Origin of the sequence: Amycolatopsis balhimycina FH 1894 (assembly GCF_000384295.1) — a bacterium.
Classification (GTDB): Bacteria; Actinomycetota; Actinomycetes; order Mycobacteriales; family Pseudonocardiaceae; genus Amycolatopsis; species Amycolatopsis balhimycina.
Map to the genome: position 1 here is coordinate 5886830 of NZ_KB913037.1, position 18130 is coordinate 5904959.

The window sequence follows — 18130 nt, forward strand, 5'->3', positions numbered from 1 at the left end:
CCATGACGTTCCTCCAGGGCGCCAAGCGCGTCGCCAACCGACCCCTGAAGACGCTGGACACCCTCGGTGACCAGATGTCGTTCTACGGCCGCGCGCTGTTGTGGACGCCGCGCACGCTGCGCCGCTACACCAAAGAGGTCCTCCGGCTGCTGGCCGAGGTGAGCTTCGGCTCCGGCTCGCTGGCCGTCATCGGAGGCACGGTCGGCGTGATGGTCGGCCTGACGCTGTTCACCGGTGTCCTCGTCGGCCTCCAGGGCTACTCGGCGCTGAACTCGATCGGGACGTCGGCCTTCACCGGCTTCCTGACCGCGTTCTTCAACACCCGCGAGATCGCCCCGCTGGTCGCCGGCCTCGCCTTGAGCGCCACGGTCGGCGCCGGGTTCACCGCCCAGCTGGGCGCGATGCGGATCTCCGAGGAGATCGACGCGCTGGAAGTCATGGGCGTGCCGAGCCTGCCGTACCTGGTCACGACGCGAATCATCGCCGGGTTCGTCGCGGTCATCCCGCTCTACATCATCGGCCTGCTCAGCTCGTACCTCGCGTCGAGACTGGTCGTCATCTACATCTACCACCAGTCGGCCGGGACCTACGACCACTACTTCGACCTGTTCCTGCCACCGCAGGACGTGCTCTATTCGTTCATCAAGGTGCTGATCTTCAGCGTCCTGATCATCCTGTCGCACTGCTACTTCGGGTACCGGGCGACCGGCGGCCCGGCCGGGGTCGGCGTCGCGGTCGGCAAGGCCGTCCGGCTGTCCATCGTCACGGTGTCGATCATGAACTTCTTCATCGGGTTCGCCATCTGGGGAACCGACGTCACGGTAAGGATCGCGGGATGAGGACGCTCCGACGCAGGCTGCTCGGCCTGCTGCTCATCGCCGTGATGGTCGGCGGGGTGGCGCTGTCCATCGCGCTCTACGACAAGGCGTTCACGCCGGTCGTCACGGTCAAGCTGGAGGCCGACAAGATCGGCAACCAGCTGATCAAGCAGTCCGACGTCAAGGTGCGTGGGCTGATCGTCGGCTCGGTCTCCGACATCACCGCCACCGACCACGGCGCGGAGCTGACGCTCGCGCTGAAGCCGGAGTCCGCGAAGCTGATCCCGGAGAACGTCTCGGCGCGCTTCCTGCCGAAGACGCTCTTCGGCGAGCGGTTCGTCTCGCTGGAGATCCCGAAGGACGCGTCGGCGAAGACCCTGGCCACCGGGGACGTCATCCCGCAGGACCGCACGTCGAGCGCGGTCGAGCTGGAGCAGGCGTTCTCCCACCTGATGCCGGTGCTGCAGGCGGTGCAGCCGCAGAAGCTGTCCGCGACGCTCACCGCGATCTCGACGGCGCTTTCGGGCCGCGGCGACCAGCTCGGCGACACGCTGTCGCAGCTGGGCACCTACATCGGCGAGCTGAACCCGCACGAGCCGGAGCTGCAGCACAACCTCAAGGCCCTCGCGGAGTTCTCCGACCACCTCAAGGACGCGGCGCCGGACCTGGTGCAGAGCCTGGACAACCTGAGCACGACGACCCGGACCGTGGTCGACGAGCGGCAGAACCTGGCGAACCTCTACGGCAGCCTGACCCAGGCCTCGGTGGACCTGCAGACGTTCCTGCAGAACAACAAGGACAACATCATCTCCCTCGTCAGCACCGCCCGGCCCACCGCCGAGCTGCTGGCGAAGTACGCGCCGGAGTACCCCTGCGTGATCTCCCAGATGGCCCAGAACGTGCCGCTGATCGACCAGGCGCTGGGCAAGGGCACCGACCAGCCCGGCCTGCACGCGACGATCGAGATCATCGTGCCGCGCGCGCCGTACGAGGCGGGCAAGGAAGAGCCGCGGTTCGACGACAAGCGCGGCCCGCGCTGCTACGACATCAAGGACATCCCGAAGCCGTTCCCGTCGGAGCCGCCGGACGGCGCGTTCAAGGACGGCACGAAGCACCAGGCCGCGCCGAAGAGCGTCGGCGAGGGCCTGAACCCGGCGAAGTTCAAGGCGGACGCGGCCGGCGGTAATGGCAGCGGAGGCGGCAACAGCGCTGATCAACTTGCCTACTCGACGGCGGAGCAGGGCTTCCTCGCCGACCTGCTCGGCCCGCAGCTGGGCATGAACGCCGCCGAGGTCCCGGGCTGGAGCGCGCTGCTCGTCGGCCCGCTGTACCGGGGTGCGGAGGTGACGGTCAAGTGAGGGGCCTGCTCGCGCCGCTGATCAAGCTCGGCGTCTTCGTGGTCGTCACCGTGGTGCTCACGACGATCCTCGGGATCAGCATCGCCAACATCAACACCACCAGCACCAACGCCTACAACGCGCGCTTCACCGACGCGACGCTGCTGCTGCCCAACGACGACGTCCGCATCGCCGGCGTCCGGGTCGGGCAGGTCAAGGACGTCAAGATCGTCGACAAGCGCCAGGCCGAGGTCGAGTTCGAGGTCGACGCCGGCCGGACGCTCCCGGCCGGGGTGACCGCGCAGATCAAGTTCCGCAACCTGGTCGGCCAGCGGTACGTCTCGCTCGGCGAAGGCGACGACACCTCCGGCAAGACGTTGCAGCCGGGTGGGACCATCCCGCTGGAGCGGACCACGCCGGCGCTGGACCTGACCGAGCTGTTCAACGGCTTCAAGCCGCTGTTCACCGCGCTCAACCCGGACGACGTCAACAAGCTGTCCTACGAGGTCATCCAGGTCCTGCAGGGTGAGGGCGGCACCGTCGAGAGCCTGCTGTCGCACACCGCGTCGCTGGCCACCACGATCGCGAACAAGGACCAGGTCATCGGCGAGGTCATCGACAACCTCAACTCGGTGCTGGACACGGTCAACGCGCACACCCCGCAGCTCAACGACCTGATCGTCAAGCTGCAGCAGCTGACGTCCGGGCTGGCCGCCGACCGCAAACCGATCGGGGACGCCATCGAGAGCCTCGGCAACCTGGCCGTGACGACGTCCGGGCTGCTCGGCGAGGTCCGCGAGCCGCTGAAGAACGACATCAGCGCGCTCGGCGGCCTGACCCAGCAGCTGAACAAGAACGAGCCGGAGCTGGAGCACTTCATCCAGTTCCTGCCGACCAAGGTGAGCACATTGACCCGCACCGCGGACTACGGCTCCTGGTTCAACTTCTACGCCTGTGAGTTCTCCGGGAGCGTGAGCTTGCCGCCACTGATCAACGACGTCGCCCTGCCCCTGCTGCCGGCGAACCGGGCGAGGTGCAAGGGATGAAGTCGTTCCAGCAACGCAACCCGGTGCCGATCGCGCTGGTCGGGATCGTCGTACTGGCGCTCGGTTTCATCGCCGCGCTCAATTCCGACGACCTGCCGGTGATCGGCGGCGGCACCACCTACACCGCCGAGTTCAGCGAGGCCTCCGGGCTGCAGAAGGACAACGACGTCCGGATCGCCGGCGTCAAGGTCGGCAAGGTCAGCGACATCGCGCTCGACGGCGCGTCGGTCAAGGTGTCGTTCAAGGTCAAGGACGCCTGGCTGGGCGACCGGACCAGCGCCGCGATCAAGATCAAGACGCTGCTCGGGCAGAAGTACCTGTCGCTGGACCCGCAGGGCGACGGCGCGCTGAACCCGGGCACCGGGATCCCGCGGGACCGCACGATGGCCCCCTACGACGTGCTCGACGCGTTCCGCGGGCTCTCGCAGACGGTCGACAACATCGACACCCAGCAGCTGGCGAAGAGCTTCGACACCATCTCGGGGACCTTCGCGAACACGCCGGAAGACGTGAAGGGCGCGCTGTCGGGGCTGTCGAAGCTGTCGGACACGATCGCCTCGCGCGACACGCAGCTGTCGAACCTGCTGGCCAACACCCGCGAGGTGTCGCAGACCTTGGTCGACCGTGATGCCGAGGTGCAGAAGCTGCTGAACGACGGCAACGACCTGCTCGCCGAGCTGGCCAAGCGCGAGGATGCCATCACCGCGCTGCTGAACGGTTCTCGTGAGCTGGCGACGCAGCTGCAGGGCCTGATCGACGACAACTCGAAGCAGCTCGACCCGGTGCTGACCCAGCTCGACCAGCTGACGTCGATGCTGCAGCGCAACCAGGACTCCCTGGCCGAGGGCATCAAGAAGTTCGCGCCGTTCATCCGCGTCTTCACCAACACCATCGGCAACGGCCGCTGGTTCGACAACTACATCTGCGGCCTGCTGCTGCCGTCGTTCGGCCCGATCAACGAAGAGGGGTGCTACACGAAATGAGTGACACCCGCTTCGGACAAGCCTTGACCAGGGGCTTCACCATCGCGATCGTCCTGGCGCTCGTCGTCGCCGGCGGGATCTGGTGGACCCTCAAGGACGCCGGCCGCAACCACCTGACCGCGTACTTCGCCGGCGCTGTCGGCCTGTACGAGGGCAACAGCGTGCGGATGCTCGGCGTCGACATGGGCACGGTCACCAAGATCCAGCCCATGGGCAACCAGGTGAAGGTCGACTTCGAGTACGACCGCTCGGTCGCCGTCCCGGCGGACGCGAAGGCGCTCATCGTGGCGCCGTCGCTGGTGTCGGACCGGTACATCCAGCTCGCGCCGGCCTACGCCGGCGGCCCGCGGATCTCCGACGGCGCGGTCATCGGCCTCGACCGCACCGAGGTGCCCCTCGAGGTCGACCAGCTGGCCGCCAGCCTGGCCCGGGTCAGCGAGACCCTCGGCCCCAACGGCGTCAACAAGACCGGGTCGCTGTCGAACCTGCTGAACACCGCGGCGGCCAACGTCGACGGCAACGGCCAGGCCCTGCACGACACGATCACCAAGCTCGGCCAGGCGGCGGGGACCCTCGCAGGCAACAAGGACGACCTGTTCACCACCGTCCAGAACCTCGGCAAGTTCTCCCAGACGCTGGCCGACTCCGACCACCAGGTCCGCACCTTCGAAAGCCGGCTCGCCGACGTCAGCGGCTACCTGGCGTCCGAAAAGGACAATCTGGCCGCGACCGTGCGGCAGCTGGGCACGACGCTCACGGCGGTGCAGGCGTTCATCGACCAGAACCACGACCGACTCAAGTCCAATGTGGACAAGCTGGCCGGTGTCACCAAGGTGCTCGTCGACCAGCGCAGCTCGCTCGCCGAGATCCTCGACGTCGCCCCGGTCGGCCTGGGCAACCTGGTCAACACCTACAACGGCTCGGCAGGCACACTCGACGCCCGGCCGAACCTCAACGAGCTGACCCAGCCGCCGCTGGTGATGATCTGCCGGCTGCTCAAGCAGACCCCGGACGCGCTCGACGCGCTCGGCAACATCTGCCAGGGCATCGCCGGCGTGGTCGACGGGCTGATCCCGCTGCCGTCCGTGGCGCAGACCGTCCAGGCGCTGCAGTCGGGCAAGCTGCCGCCGCTGCCACTGCCCATCGCCGGGCAGCTCTACGGCTCGGGAGGTGGCCAGTGAGGAAGCTCCTGAAGGTTTGCGCGCTGACAGTGGTGTCTTCGGTGTCCGCGTTGACACTGTCGGGCTGCGCGTTCAAGGGCATCTACGACCTGCCGCTACCCGGTGGTGCCGACCTCGGCGACCACCCGTACACGGTGAACGTCGAGTTCCGGGACGTGCTCGACCTGACCCCGCAGGCCGGGGTGAAGGTCAACGAGGTGCCGATCGGCCGGGTCGAGAACGTCGGGCTCACCAAGGACGGCTGGCACGCGCTGGTGACGCTGAAGGTCAACGGCGGCGTCAAGCTGCCGGCCAACGCGATCGCCAACGTCAAGCAGTCGAGCCTGCTGGGCGAGAAGTACGTCGAGCTGGCCTCGCCCGGCGACGACCAGGCCCAGGGCAAGCTCGCCGACAACGCGACCATCCCGCTGGCCCGCACGAACCGCAGCGTCGAGGTCGAAGAGCTGCTCGGCGCGCTGTCGCTGCTGCTCAACGGTGGTGGCGTCGACCAGCTCAACACCATCACCAAGGAACTCAACAAGGCCACGTCGGGCCGCGAGCCGGACATCAAAGCCTTGCTGGACAACGCGAACCAGCTCGTCACGAACCTCGACAAGCAGTCGCGGAACATCACCCGGGCCATCGACGGGCTGAACCGGCTGTCCTCGACCCTGAACGACCAGAAGGACAAGCTGGTCGGCGCGGTCGACAACCTCGGTCCCGGGCTCGGTGTGCTGGAGCAGCAGCGCGGCCAGCTCGTCACGATGCTGCAGGCGCTCGACAACCTCTCCGGCGTCGCCACCGACACGGTGAACAAGTCGCAGAAGGACCTCGTCGCCGACCTGAAGGCGCTGACCCCGACGTTGCAGAAGCTCGGCGAGGCGGGCAACGACCTGCCGAAGGCCCTGCAGATCCTGCTGACGTTCCCGTTCAGCGACCAGGCCGTCAACGACGTCAAGGGCGACTACTTCAACCTGTTCGCGAAGGTGGACCTGAACCTGAAGACGATCGTCGAGAACCTGGGCAACAGCAGGCAGAACGTGCTGAACGGGCAGCTGCCGCTGGCGGGCCTGACCGGCGGGGTCGAAGGCACGCCGGCAAACCAGCCCCCGCCGTTGCCGATCCCCGGTGCCGGGCAGCAGTCCGGGTCGTCGAAGCCGGGCCTCGGCAACCTCTTCGGGCTCCTGGGAGGTGGCAGCTGATGTTGCTGCGCAGGACGAAACTCCAGCTGGTCGCCTTCGCGGTGATCTCGGTCGTGGCGATCGTGTACGCGCTGATCCGGTTCGCCGGGCTCGGCAGCGTGTTCGGCAACGACGGCTACACGGTGAAGCTGCAGCTCAACGAGTCGGGCGGGATCTTCACCAACGCCGAGGTGACTTACCGCGGTTACAACATCGGCCGCGTCGGCGAGATGCGGCTGACCCAGAGCGGGCTCGAAGCGGACCTCGACATCGACCCGTCGGCGCCGCAGGTGCCCGCGGACCTCGACGCCGTCGTCGCCAACCGGTCGGCGGTCGGCGAGCAGTACGTCGACCTCAAGCCCAAGGCCGACAGGGGCCCGTACCTGCAGGCAGGCTCGGTCATCCCGGCTGCGAAGACGACCACGCCGGTCAGCACCGACCGGCTGATCGGCGACCTCGACTCGCTCGCGGCGTCGGTCCCGGTCGACTCGCTGCGCACGGTCGTCGACGAGTCCTACGACGCGTTCCGCGGCACCGGCGGCGACCTGCAGAAGCTGCTCGACACCGCGCGCAGCTTCACCACGACCGCGCAGCAGTACCTGCCGCAGACGATCCAGCTGCTCGACGCCGGCGGCCAGGTCCTCGACACGCAGAACGCCGAGGCGAAGAACTTCGCATCGTTCAGCAAGAGCCTCAACGAGCTCACCGGCACGCTGAAGAACTCCGACGGCGACCTGCGCAAGCTCATCGGCATCACGCCGCAGGTGGCGACGCAGATCAGCCAGGTCCTGCAGGAGTCGGGGCCGGGGCTGGGCGCGCTGACGGCGAACCTGCTCACCACGGCCAACCTGACCGTGACCCGGCTCGACGGCATCGAGCAGGGCCTGGTCACCTACCCGGCGCTGGCCGGCGCGGCGAGCAGCGTCGCGCCCGGTGACGGCACCGCGCACCTCGGGCTGGTGCTCAACCTGTTCAACCCGCCGTCCTGCACGAAGGGCTACATGCCGTACTCGCAGTACCGCACCGGCAACAACCTCACGCCGCGGCCCGCGGACGACAAGGCGTACTGTGCCGAACCGAAGGGCAGCCCGATCAACGTCCGCGGTGCGCAGAACGCGCCCTACGGCGGGGTGCCGGTCGCGCCGTCCGACGCCGATGTCTCGGCCAACGCGAACCGGCCGGCGGAGGAGCTGGCCGAGGAGCGGAACACCCGGGGTGTGCCGGGCATCGTCGGCAGCCCCGGCGTCAGCCTGAACAGCCTGGGCTCGCTGCTCGGCCTGTCCTGACGTGGATTTGATGACCGTTACCTACCCTGGAGTGCTATGAGTTCGGACGAGCCGGCCGCCACGGCGGTGCGGGAGGCCGAGGAGCCGGCCGAGGTCTCGGAGACGCCGTCGCGGATCCTTGTGCTCGGGGCCGCGGCGCTGGCGCTGGCCGCGCTGATCGCGGCGGCGATCTTCGGGATCATGTGGTGGGCGGCCGCGTCCGACGACAACGCCGGCCTGGCGGCTTCGCGCGAAGCCGTGGTCAAGGCGGGCACCAACGCGCTCAAGGCCTACACCGAGGTCGACTACACCGACCTCGACGGCTTCTTCGCCCGGCAGAAGGCCGTGTCGGACGACAAGATGGGCCAGCAGATCGACCAGTCGGCGCCGACGTTCCGCAAGGCGCTCTCCGACGCCAAGACGAAGGTCACCACGGACGTCCAGGACATCGCCGTCGAGGAGCTGGACGACCACGAAGGCAAGGCCAGCTTCCTCGCCGCCATCGCCACGACCGTCACCCAGGGCGACAAGAGCAGCGCGAAGCCGCTGCGTCTCGAGGTGTCGATGACCCGCGTGGGCGGCGAGTGGAAGCTGTCCGGCATCGACAGCGTCCCGCTCGTCGCGGCCGGCCAATAGCGTCACCCAGAAGGAGCCTGTAGTGCCCCCCTCCCGCCGCCAGCCCAGCTCTTCGCCATCGCGCCGTCCCCGCGTGGCCGGCCTGCGCAAGCCCTCGGCGGACGAGTCCGCCGAGGGCTTGCTGCCCGCGGTGCCGCCCACTGAGCGAAAGCCGCGCCCGCGTCCGACGCCAGCCTCCTCTGAGGACACGGCGGTGTTCGCGGCCGTCGGCACCGAAGAGGAGCCGCAGGTCGGCGCGCTCACCGGCGAGCCGTCCGAAGAGGCCCCGGAGCGGCCGGCGCCGCGACGGAAGAAGCGGGATGAGGGAACCGCGAAGCCGACCGACGTCTCCGAGGTCCCGGTTGCCGACGAGCCGTCGCAGCCCGCGGGTACGCGTGTGCAGAAGCCGTACCTGGTGGCCGGCGCGCTGGTGCTCGTCGCGCTGATCCTGGGCGGGCTGGCGTACTGGTTCCACTCCAAGGAGGACGCGATCTCCTCGGCGACCAGCAACACCGCGCTGCTCGACGTCGCGAAGACCGCGCAGGTCAAGGACGCCGTGTCGAAGGCGGCCGAGGCGCTGTTCTCCTACGACTTCAACAACATCAAGAAGACCGAGGACGCGGCGAACGACCTGCTCGCCAACGACGACGTCCGGAACAAGTACAACTCGCTGATGGGCGAGGTGAAGCGGCTCGCGCCGGCGCAGAAGATGATCGTGACGTGCAAGGTGACGCGCGCCGCGGTGATCATGCTCAACGGCGACCTGGCGAAGGTGATGGTCTTCGTCGACCAGACATCGACCCGCACGGACACGAAGAAGACGACGGCGGGCACCGCCCAGCTCCACCTGAACGCCCAGCTCCAGGGCGACAAGTGGAAGATCACCGACATGGACACCTACAACGCGCCGAAGGTCCCGGCGGCCCAGGCGCCGTCGTCGTCGGCCCCGGCGCCGTCGAAGTAGCTCAGCCTCAGCGTCTTCGGCCTTGGACGGCGGCCCCGGTGGTGTTCCTGGTGGGCACGTGCCGGCGAGGTCCGAGCGCGGATCCTGACGTCCGTTCGGGTGATGCGCTGAACCGGGTGGAACGACCGCCTCACTCCCCGTCGTCTGATAGCTTGATTTGCTGACCGAGTGTGTTCGGGCGCTCACGAGAGCTTCGGGGAGGAAGTTCCGATGCCTGATTTCGCGCGAAGTGTGACGGGCGGAGCCGGCTACCGGGTCCCGGCCGACGACCCGTCGTTCAAGGGCGTCCACGCAACGGAGATGCGAGTACTCCAGGAACGCCTGAACCAAGCCGCCGGCGGCGGTGGCTCGGGTGGGTTCAAGCTGGACGTGGAGCAGATGCAGACGCTCCTGCCCCAGTGGAAGGACCTCCGCGACACCCTCGATGACCTCCGTGCACGCGGCAACGAGCTTCGGGCGGTAATGCCACCGGCAGGGGATCAGGCGAGCACGGAGAACAACACTGCCGCGAAAACGCATGGCGATCTGTATCAGCGCAGCATCGAGCAGCAATGGAATTATGCAGTCGGCTACGTGAAGTCGCTAGAGAAGATGATCGAAAAATACCAGCACGCTGACGATTTGGCGGGCCACTCGTTCAATGTCATGGGGACTGAACTGTGAAGTGCTTCAAGGTTGCGGTGGCGCTGTCGGTGGTCGCGCTGGTTGCCGGCTGCTCGCGTGATGTCACCGGCCACCCGTCTCCCTCTACGGGCGTGTCCGATTCGGGGTCTGCTTCCCAGAATTCGGATGTACCGAAGGTTGCGGAACCTCTCGACACGGCTCGTTATCAGGAGCAGCCGTGTGCTGTGCTCACTGCTGGTCAGCTGTCGCAGCTTGGCATCACGACACAGCCGAAGCCTGACTTGGCCAGTAAGCTCGGTCCGAGTTGCGAGTGGAATGCCTTCGACGAGATCGGGATCACGATCCATGCCACCCTGTTGACGATCGGCAGCAGCCTCGCCAAGGTCTACCAACAGCACGCTCAAGGTCAGTGGCCCTTCTTTGAGCCGGTAGCCGATGTTTCGGGGTATCCAGGTGTGTTGTTGGATTCTTTGGATGCTCAGCCCAAAGGAAAGTGTCAACTTATTGTCGGCTTGCGAGATGATCTCGCCTACAGTGTCCAAGTATCAATTGATACGGACTCGAAAGAATACGGAAACCCTTGCCCGGTCTTGCGGAAGGCTACTGAAATGGCGGTGTCCACGATGAAGGCAGGGTCCTGATGGCCGAGTACACCGCCCAGCAGATCGTCGACTTCCTCAAGTCCGGCGATGGACCCGACAGCCTTTTCGCCTCCAGTGAGCTGGCCCAGCAAATGGCCGCCAAGCATGTCGAAGCGCGGGACATGATGACCCGTCTCCAGTCCGCCATGAGCGAGGCCTGGTCCGGTGATGCCGCCGCCCAGGCGCAGGCCGGCGCTGGACCACTCCTCGCCGCCTCCGAAGTCAGTGCCGTTCACCTCGCCGCTGCGCAAAACTCCCTCATGACCCAGGGGGCCGACTACGCCGACCTGCGGAACAAGGTCGGCGACGGCCCAGGGCCCCAGCCGCAGGAGGACTTCCTCAGCCGCACCTTCCCGATGCTCACCGACAAGGACGAGCAGGTCGCCGGGTGGAATGCCAAGGCTCAGGAAGTCGTCCAGCACTACGGCACCTACTCCGGCCAGAGCGGCGATAACGCCGCCGGTCTGCCTCAGGACTACGGGGAACTGACGCTTCCCGCCGGCGGTGCCGACATCGAACACGCCGAGAAACCGGCCGCCGTCACCCCTCCCGCCGGACGCGATGACCGCCGGACGGATACCACCGGCCGCACCACGCAGGTCGAGCACCGCGACACCGACGTGCCCGGGCAGCAGCAACGTCAAAGGACGGACACCCCGAGCACGAACACCCCGAGCACGAACACCAACGTGCCCGGTCAGCAGCGACCCGGCATCGGCCAGGACGACACGACCCGGACCACCGGCCTCACCCCGGTCGCGCACACCGACCCCGGCGATGGCACGACCCGGCCCCGCCCGCTCAACCCCGGTTTCGGCCGGGACGGCGGATCCGGTGACATCAACGCCCGACTCGGTCCGAACGTGCCGGTGATCGACGGCCCGGGCGGGACGGGCCGGTTCGGGACCCCCGGCGGCGAGCCCGGTGGCGGCCGCAGCGGCAGCGACCCCGGGCGCGGTGGGGCCGGTAGCGGACGCGGCAGCGAACCCGGCGGCCGGAGCGGCGTCGGACGGTTCGGCGAACCCGGCGTGGCGCGGCCAGGCGCCGCCGGCGCGGCCGGGAAACCCGGTGCCGGTGCCATGGGCGGCCCCCTGGGGCGTGGCGGCGAGAAAGAAGAGGACAAGGAGCACAAGCGGCTCGACATCCTCCAGGAACTCGATCCCGACGAGCTGTTCGGCGGATTCCCGGACGGCATGAAGCCGGTGCCGCCGACCATCGGTGCGTGATGGTCGTTCGGCAGGAAACCGTCCTGAACGCGGGGAGCGTGCACTGGGCGGCCGAACGGCTGGGGCTGACGCTGCCGTCCGTGCTCGCTCCGGAGCCGGTGTGGCGGAGTCCGGACGCCGAAGCCGCCCGGGTCGAAGCCGCGCGGGAAGAACTGGCCGTGGAGGGTTTCCTCGATCGGGACGAGCCCGGTGAGGACCTCGAGGACAGCCTGCGGCTGCTCTGCCGCGCTCCGGCCGAGGTGTCGGCCTACGTGCAGAGCGAGGAGCTGACCTACCGGCTGCACGCCGCCGCCGGGCGGCGGTCCGGGGCGTTCGCATGCTACCTGCCCCACGAAAGCCGGATCCTGCTTCGGCCCGCCCGCCTCGAGGCGCTGGCCAGGGTGGTCGTCCGCGAGCTGCCCGATCACCCGCCCGCGCGGTCCGTCTCCTACTCGGTGCCGGTCACGGAGCTGACCGCCGGCGAACCCCATGGGGACGCCGCCCGCGTGGCGGCGATCTTCACGCAGCCCCGGTACGCCGGTGGGCAGATCTTCGCCGCCGTCCGGGACCACCGGGGCCATCGCCGCAGCGAACCGGTCACCTTCGTCGACACCGACCAGGGGCGCCGGCTCAGCCACCTCTCCGCGGACGGCCGGTTCGTGATCACCGTCGGCGGCTCGGACGGCGCGCTGGTCGCCAAGCTCGACGAGCTGAGGCACGGGCTGACCTGAGGCCGACGCCGATAAAGTCGGCGAAGAAAACCGCGAACTGTGAGGGTGCATCGATGAGCGTCATCCCGGAAAGCCACCGCGACCTGCTGGAGCGGCCGCTGTACGCCCACCTCGCCACCGTCCGGCCGGACGGGAAACCGCAGGTCAACCCGATGTGGTTCGCCTGGGACGGCGAGTACGTCCGCTTCACGAACACCACGGTCCGGCAGAAGTACAAGAACGTGACCGCCCACCCCGAGGTCGCGCTGTCGATCAACGACCCCGAGCAGCCGTACCGGTACCTCGAGGTCCGCGGCACCGTCGAACGCATCGACGAGGACTCGGACGGCGCGTTCTTCGCCGAGCTGGCCGACCGCTACGGCCTGAAGCTGGACGGCCCGCCCGGAGACGTCCAGCACCGCGTCGTCTACGTCGTGAAGCCGACGTCGGTCAGCAACCAGTAGCCGGTGGGACTCGAGGCGGCCTACACGACCCTGGTCGGCTTGGCCGTCGGGGACGCGTTCGGCGCGCAGATCCTCCTGCCCGGCGACCACCCCGATGTGCAGGCGCGGCGGCTGCCGCCCGCGCCGTGGGGCTGGACCGACGACACCGAGATGGCGTGCTCGGTCTTCGCCGTCCTGAAGCGCCACGGCGTCGTCGACCAGGATGCGCTGGCCCGGTCGTTCGCCGCCCACTTCGACCCGGAGCGCGGTTACGGCTCGGGCGCCGAATGGCGGCTCAACCAGATCCGTGCCGGGCAGCCGTGGCAGACGGTCAATGTCACCAACGGCCGCGGCTCCTGGGGCAACGGCGCCGCCATGCGCGTGGCGCCGCTCGGCGCGTGGTTCCACGGCAATCTGCCGCAGGCTCTGCGGCAGGCCGAGCTGTCCGCGGTCATCACGCACGCGCACTTCGAGGGCGTGGCGGGCGCGGTGGCCGTCGCGGCGGCGGCCGCGCTGCGCGCCGCGTCCCCGGGGCTCGCCGGCCCGGACCTGCTGAACCAGCTCGTCCCGCTCGTCCCGCTCGTCCGGGTCCGCGACGGCCTCACGATGGCGTTGAAGATCGCCGACGCGCGTGAAGCCGCGGACACGCTGGGCACGGGCCGCGAGATCGCCGCGCACGACACGGTGCCGCTGGCCCTGTGGATCGCGGCGCGGCACCCCGGAAGCTACGTCGACGCCCTCTGGACGGTCGCCCAGCTCGCCGAGGACGTCGACACCGTGGGCGCGATCGTCGGCGGGGTGCTCGCCGCGGGCGGGACACCGGTGCCTGCGGATTGGCTCGCGGCCTGCGAGCCCTTACCGTCCTGGCTCCGCTGACCGGACGATCGTCGGAGCACCGGCAGCATCGATCCGCCCCTCTATGAACTCGATCGCCACCGCGGGCCGGCGTCCACGCGGCCGGCTCGGCGGGCGAGGTGAAGGCGAAGACCCAGCGGATCCCGCCCGCGTCGGCCCGCGGTCGGCAGGCCGTCCGGCTGGAGCGGGCCAGTGATCGCCGCTCGGAGGCGCCGGGTAAAACCGGTGTGACGTGTGTGGCACCGGGGGCGGCGCCGGATTCCGGCCCGGCTCGCCGCGGAAGGCGGATCTGAGCGCGCGGCGGGCGACCGGGATCGTGGCTTCGCGCCCCCAAGCAGTGACAAATCCGCAGGTCCAGCCACATCACTGGCGCTACTGGCCGGTAACCGGAATGATATTCGGCCGCTTACGCTCCGCTGAACCTCTTCAACGCTGCGCCAACCGGCGGGACCCCCGTGTGGCATCTTGACTCCGGCGCCCGGTGGGTTCACGCTTACTCCCGACGGCGAAACCGGAGGCCCTTGCGGGAGGGACAACCGGTCAGCCTGGAGGCATACCTGAAGACGTCGCGAGGCAGGCTGGGCCCCATCGGGAGCGCCCCCTGGACAGACCGCGCCGTTCGGGCTAGACTGCCTCTTTGCGCTGCCCTCTTTCAGGCTGCCCGGAGCCGGTAGTTAGGATAGTGGGCACACGGCACCCTTGACAGTCGCTCATAGCTGTTGCTATGGCGGCCGTCACCGCTCATTGTCCCCGGAAGGACGCATCTTGGCAGTCTCTCCCGCGAACCAGGCCACTGCTGCGACCACCTCGGCTGAATCTCGCTCGGAGTCCACGGGAATCCCCGGCGCGCCCAAGCGGGTTTCCTTCGCAAAGATTCGCGAACCGCTCAACACGCCCAACCTGCTCGACGTCCAGATCCAGTCGTTCCAGTGGTTCACCGGGGACGAAGCGTGGTTCGAACGCCGTGTCGAAGAAGGTGAAGAAAACCCGGTCGGCGGCCTCGAAGAGGTCCTGAACGAGATCTCCCCGATCGAGGACTTCTCCGGGTCGATGTCCCTGTCCTTCTCCGCTCCGCGCTTCGACGAGGTCAAGGCCTCGATCGAGGAGTGCAAGGACAAGGACATGACGTACGCCGCCCCGCTGTTCGTGACGGCCGAGTTCGTCAACAACAACACCGGCGAGATCAAGAGCCAGACGGTCTTCCTGGGCGACTTCCCGGTCATGACCGACAAGGGCACGTTCATCATCAACGGCACCGAGCGTGTCGTCGTGTCCCAGCTGGTCCGCTCGCCGGGCGTCTACTACTCGAAGGACGTCGACAAGACGACCGACAAGGACGTCTTCAGCGTCCGCGTGATCCCGAGCCGCGGCGCGTGGCTCGAGTTCGACGTCGACAAGCGCGACACCGTCGGCGTCCGCATCGACCGCAAGCGCCGCCAGCCGGTCACCGTGTTGCTGAAGGCGCTCGGCTGGACCACCGAGGCGATCCGCGAGCGCTTCTCCTTCTCGGAGACGCTGCTGGCCACCCTCGAGAAGGACCACACCGCCGGCACCGACGAGGCGCTGCTCGACATCTACCGCAAGCTGCGCCCGGGCGAGCCGCCGACGAAGGAGAGCGCGCAGACCCTGCTGGAGAACCTGTTCTTCAAGGCGAAGCGCTACGACCTGGCCAAGGTCGGCCGGTACAAGGTCAACAAGAAGCTCGGCCTCTCGACGCCGTACGACACGGGGACGCTGACCGAAGAGGACATCGTCACCACCATCGAGTACCTGGTCCGGCTGCACGCCGGCGAGGACAAGATGGACGCCGACAACGGCACCGAGATCCCGGTCGAGACCGACGACATCGACCACTTCGGCAACCGGCGCCTGCGCACGGTCGGCGAGCTGATCCAGAACCAGATCCGGGTCGGCCTGTCGCGCACCGAGCGCGTCGTGCGTGAGCGCATGACCACGCAGGACGTCGAGGCGATCACGCCGCAGACCCTGATCAACATCCGCCCGATCGGCGCGGCGATCAAGGAGTTCTTCGGCACCTCGCAGCTGTCGCAGTTCATGGACCAGAACAACCCGCTGTCGGGCCTGACGCACAAGCGGCGTCTGTCGGCCCTCGGCCCGGGTGGTCTGTCCCGTGAGCGCGCCGGCATGGAGGTCCGGGACGTCCACCCGTCGCACTACGGCCGGATGTGCCCGATCGAGACGCCGGAAGGCCCGAACATCGGCCTGATCGGCTCGCTCTGCTCCTACGCGCGGGTCAACCCGTTCGGCTTCATCGAGACGCCGTACCGCAAGGTCGTCGAGGGCCGGGTCACCGACCAGGTCGACTACCTGACCGCGGACGAAGAGGACCGGTACGTCAAGGCCCAGGCCAACGCGCCGATCTCGGACGACGGCACCTTCGTCGAAGACCGGGTCATGGCCCGCCGCAAGGGTGGCGAGGTCGAGCTGATCGACCCGCTCGACATCGACTACATGGACGTCTCGCCGCGGCAGATGGTCTCGGTCGCGACGGCGATGATCCCGTTCCTCGAGCACGACGACGCGAACCGCGCCCTGATGGGCGCGAACATGCAGCGCCAGGCCGTGCCGCTGCTGCGCAACCAGGCCCCGTACGTGGGCACGGGTGTGGAGCTGCGTGCCGCGGTCGACGCCGGTGACGTGCTCGTCGCCGAGCAGTCCGGCATCGTCGAGGAGCTCTCGGCGGACCTGATCACGATCATGCACGACGACGGCACGCGGAAGAGCTACGGACTGTACAAGTTCCGCCGCTCGAACCACGGCACCTGCTTCAACCACCGCCCGATCGTGAACGAGGGCGACCGGGTCGAGCAGGGTCAGGTCATCGCCGACGGCCCGTCCACCGAGAACGGTGAGATGGCGCTCGGCAAGAACCTGCTCGTCGCGGTCATGCCGTGGGAGGGCCACAACTACGAGGACGCGATCATCCTCTCGGAGCGCCTGGTGCAGGACGACGTCTTGACGTCGATCCACATCGAGGAGCACGAGATCGACGCCCGCGACACGAAGCTGGGCGCCGAGGAGATCACCCGGGACATCCCGAACGTCTCCGAGGAGGTCCTCGCCGACCTCGACGAGCGCGGCATCATCCGCATCGGTGCCGAGGTCCGCGACGGCGACATCCTGGTCGGCAAGGTCACGCCGAAGGGCGAGACCGAGCTGACCCCGGAGGAGCGCCTGCTCCGCGCGATCTTCGGCGAGAAGGCCCGCGAGGTCCGCGACACCTCCCTGAAGGTGCCGCACGGCGAGACCGGCAAGGTCATCGGCATCCGCGTGTTCTCGCGCGAGGACGACGACGAGCTGCCTCCGGGCGTCAACGAGCTGGTCCGCGTCTACGTGGCCCAGAAGCGCAAGATCCAGCCGGGCGACAAGCTCGCCGGCCGGCACGGGAACAAGGGTGTCATCGGCAAGATCCTGCCGGTCGAGGACATGCCGTTCATGGAGGACGGCACGCCCGTCGACATCATCCTGAACACCCACGGTGTGCCGCGACGGATGAACATCGGCCAGATCCTCGAGCTGCACCTGGGCTGGCTGGCGTCGCAGGGCTGGACGATCGAAGGCAACCCGGACTGGGCGAAGAACCTGTCCGAGGAGCTCTACGACGTCGCGCCCGGCACGAACACCGCCACCCCGGTGTTCGACGGCGCGAAGGAAGAGGAGCTCACCGGGCTGCTCAGCGCGACCAAGCCGAACCGCGACGGTGAGCGCATGGTCAAGGAGAACGGCAAGGCGACCCTGCTGGACGGCCGCTCCGGCGAGCCGTACCCGTACCCGGTCGCGGTCGGCTACATGTACATCCTGAAGCTGCACCACCTGGTCGACGACAAGATCCACGCCCGCTCCACCGGCCCGTACTCGATGATCACGCAGCAGCCGCTGGGTGGTAAGGCGCAGTTCGGTGGCCAGCGCTTCGGTGAGATGGAGTGCTGGGCGATGCAGGCGTACGGCGCTGCCTACACGCTGCAGGAGCTGCTGACGATCAAGTCGGACGACGTGGTCGGCCGCGTCAAGGTGTACGAGGCCATCGTCAAGGGGGAGAACATCCCCGAGCCGGGCATCCCGGAGTCGTTCAAGGTGCTCCTCAAGGAGCTCCAGTCGCTGTGCCTCAACGTCGAGGTGCTCTCCAGCGACGGCGCGGCGATCGAGATGCGCGACTCCGACGACGAGGACCTCGAGCGCGCCGCGGCCAACCTCGGCATCAACCTGTCCCGCAACGAGTCGCCCTCGGTGGACGACGTCGTGCACTGATCGCGAGCTGAGCT

Annotated in this window: 16 protein-coding genes; all 16 read left to right on the top strand. The window is 68.2% G+C overall.

Annotation, left to right across the window (positions count from 1 at the left end; genetic code table 11):
* Window positions 1-2 precede the first annotated feature (2 nt).
* Complete coding sequence (locus A3CE_RS0126755; protein WP_020643180.1) at window positions 3-839, top strand: MlaE family ABC transporter permease; 837 nt, start codon at window positions 3-5, stop codon at window positions 837-839.
* Window positions 836-2176, top strand: coding sequence for an MCE family protein (locus tag A3CE_RS0126760; RefSeq protein WP_020643181.1), 1341 nt, complete (start codon window positions 836-838; stop codon window positions 2174-2176). The genes A3CE_RS0126755 and A3CE_RS0126760 overlap by 4 nt, the downstream gene beginning before the upstream one ends.
* Window positions 2173-3201 carry an MCE family protein gene (locus A3CE_RS0126765; RefSeq protein ID WP_020643182.1) on the top strand — a complete coding sequence of 343 codons (1029 nt, stop codon included), beginning with the start codon at window positions 2173-2175 and terminating at the stop codon, window positions 3199-3201. Before A3CE_RS0126760 ends, A3CE_RS0126765 begins: the two co-directional genes overlap by 4 nt.
* Window positions 3198-4184, top strand: coding sequence for an MCE family protein (locus A3CE_RS0126770; RefSeq protein ID WP_020643183.1), 987 nt, complete (start codon window positions 3198-3200; stop codon window positions 4182-4184). Before A3CE_RS0126765 ends, A3CE_RS0126770 begins: the two co-directional genes overlap by 4 nt.
* Complete coding sequence (locus tag A3CE_RS0126775) at window positions 4181-5365, top strand: MCE family protein (RefSeq protein ID WP_020643184.1); 1185 nt, start codon at window positions 4181-4183, stop codon at window positions 5363-5365. Before A3CE_RS0126770 ends, A3CE_RS0126775 begins: the two co-directional genes overlap by 4 nt.
* Window positions 5362-6546, top strand: a complete 1185-nt coding sequence (locus A3CE_RS0126780) for an MCE family protein (RefSeq protein ID WP_026468889.1) — start codon at window positions 5362-5364, stop codon at window positions 6544-6546. Before A3CE_RS0126775 ends, A3CE_RS0126780 begins: the two co-directional genes overlap by 4 nt.
* Window positions 6546-7811: an MCE family protein gene (locus A3CE_RS0126785; protein WP_020643186.1), complete on the top strand. Its 1266-nt coding sequence runs from the start codon at window positions 6546-6548 to the stop codon at window positions 7809-7811. The genes A3CE_RS0126780 and A3CE_RS0126785 overlap by 1 nt, the downstream gene beginning before the upstream one ends.
* A 36-nt stretch (window positions 7812-7847) precedes the next feature.
* Window positions 7848-8426 carry a hypothetical protein gene (locus A3CE_RS0126790; RefSeq protein WP_020643187.1) on the top strand — a complete coding sequence of 193 codons (579 nt, stop codon included), beginning with the start codon at window positions 7848-7850 and terminating at the stop codon, window positions 8424-8426.
* A gap of 73 nt (window positions 8427-8499) precedes the next feature.
* A complete protein-coding gene (locus A3CE_RS0126795; RefSeq protein ID WP_026468890.1) occupies window positions 8500-9369 on the top strand; it encodes a hypothetical protein in 870 nt (289 codons plus the stop codon).
* A gap of 210 nt (window positions 9370-9579) precedes the next feature.
* Window positions 9580-10032, top strand: coding sequence for a hypothetical protein (locus tag A3CE_RS51700; protein ID WP_020643189.1), 453 nt, complete (start codon window positions 9580-9582; stop codon window positions 10030-10032).
* On the top strand, window positions 10029-10634 hold the full coding sequence (locus tag A3CE_RS55390; RefSeq protein ID WP_084641802.1) for a DUF3558 domain-containing protein: 606 nt from the start codon (window positions 10029-10031) through the stop codon (window positions 10632-10634). The genes A3CE_RS51700 and A3CE_RS55390 overlap by 4 nt, the downstream gene beginning before the upstream one ends.
* Window positions 10634-11860 carry a hypothetical protein gene (locus A3CE_RS0126805; protein WP_020643190.1) on the top strand — a complete coding sequence of 409 codons (1227 nt, stop codon included), beginning with the start codon at window positions 10634-10636 and terminating at the stop codon, window positions 11858-11860. Before A3CE_RS55390 ends, A3CE_RS0126805 begins: the two co-directional genes overlap by 1 nt.
* The gene (locus tag A3CE_RS0126810) at window positions 11860-12570 is read left to right on the top strand and encodes an ESX secretion-associated protein EspG (RefSeq protein ID WP_020643191.1); all 711 of its coding nucleotides are present in this window, start codon (window positions 11860-11862) and stop codon (window positions 12568-12570) included. The genes A3CE_RS0126805 and A3CE_RS0126810 overlap by 1 nt, the downstream gene beginning before the upstream one ends.
* A 53-nt stretch (window positions 12571-12623) precedes the next feature.
* Complete coding sequence (locus A3CE_RS0126815; RefSeq protein WP_020643192.1) at window positions 12624-13013, top strand: PPOX class F420-dependent oxidoreductase; 390 nt, start codon at window positions 12624-12626, stop codon at window positions 13011-13013.
* 3 nt (window positions 13014-13016) lie between these two features.
* Window positions 13017-13868 (top strand): ADP-ribosylglycohydrolase family protein, encoded by an 852-nt coding sequence (locus A3CE_RS0126820; protein ID WP_020643193.1) that lies wholly within the window; start codon window positions 13017-13019, stop codon window positions 13866-13868.
* Window positions 13869-14612: 744 nt separating this feature from the next.
* On the top strand, window positions 14613-18116 hold the full coding sequence (gene rpoB, locus A3CE_RS0126825) for a DNA-directed RNA polymerase subunit beta (RefSeq protein ID WP_020643194.1): 3504 nt from the start codon (window positions 14613-14615) through the stop codon (window positions 18114-18116).
* The last annotated feature ends 14 nt before the right edge of the window (window positions 18117-18130 follow it).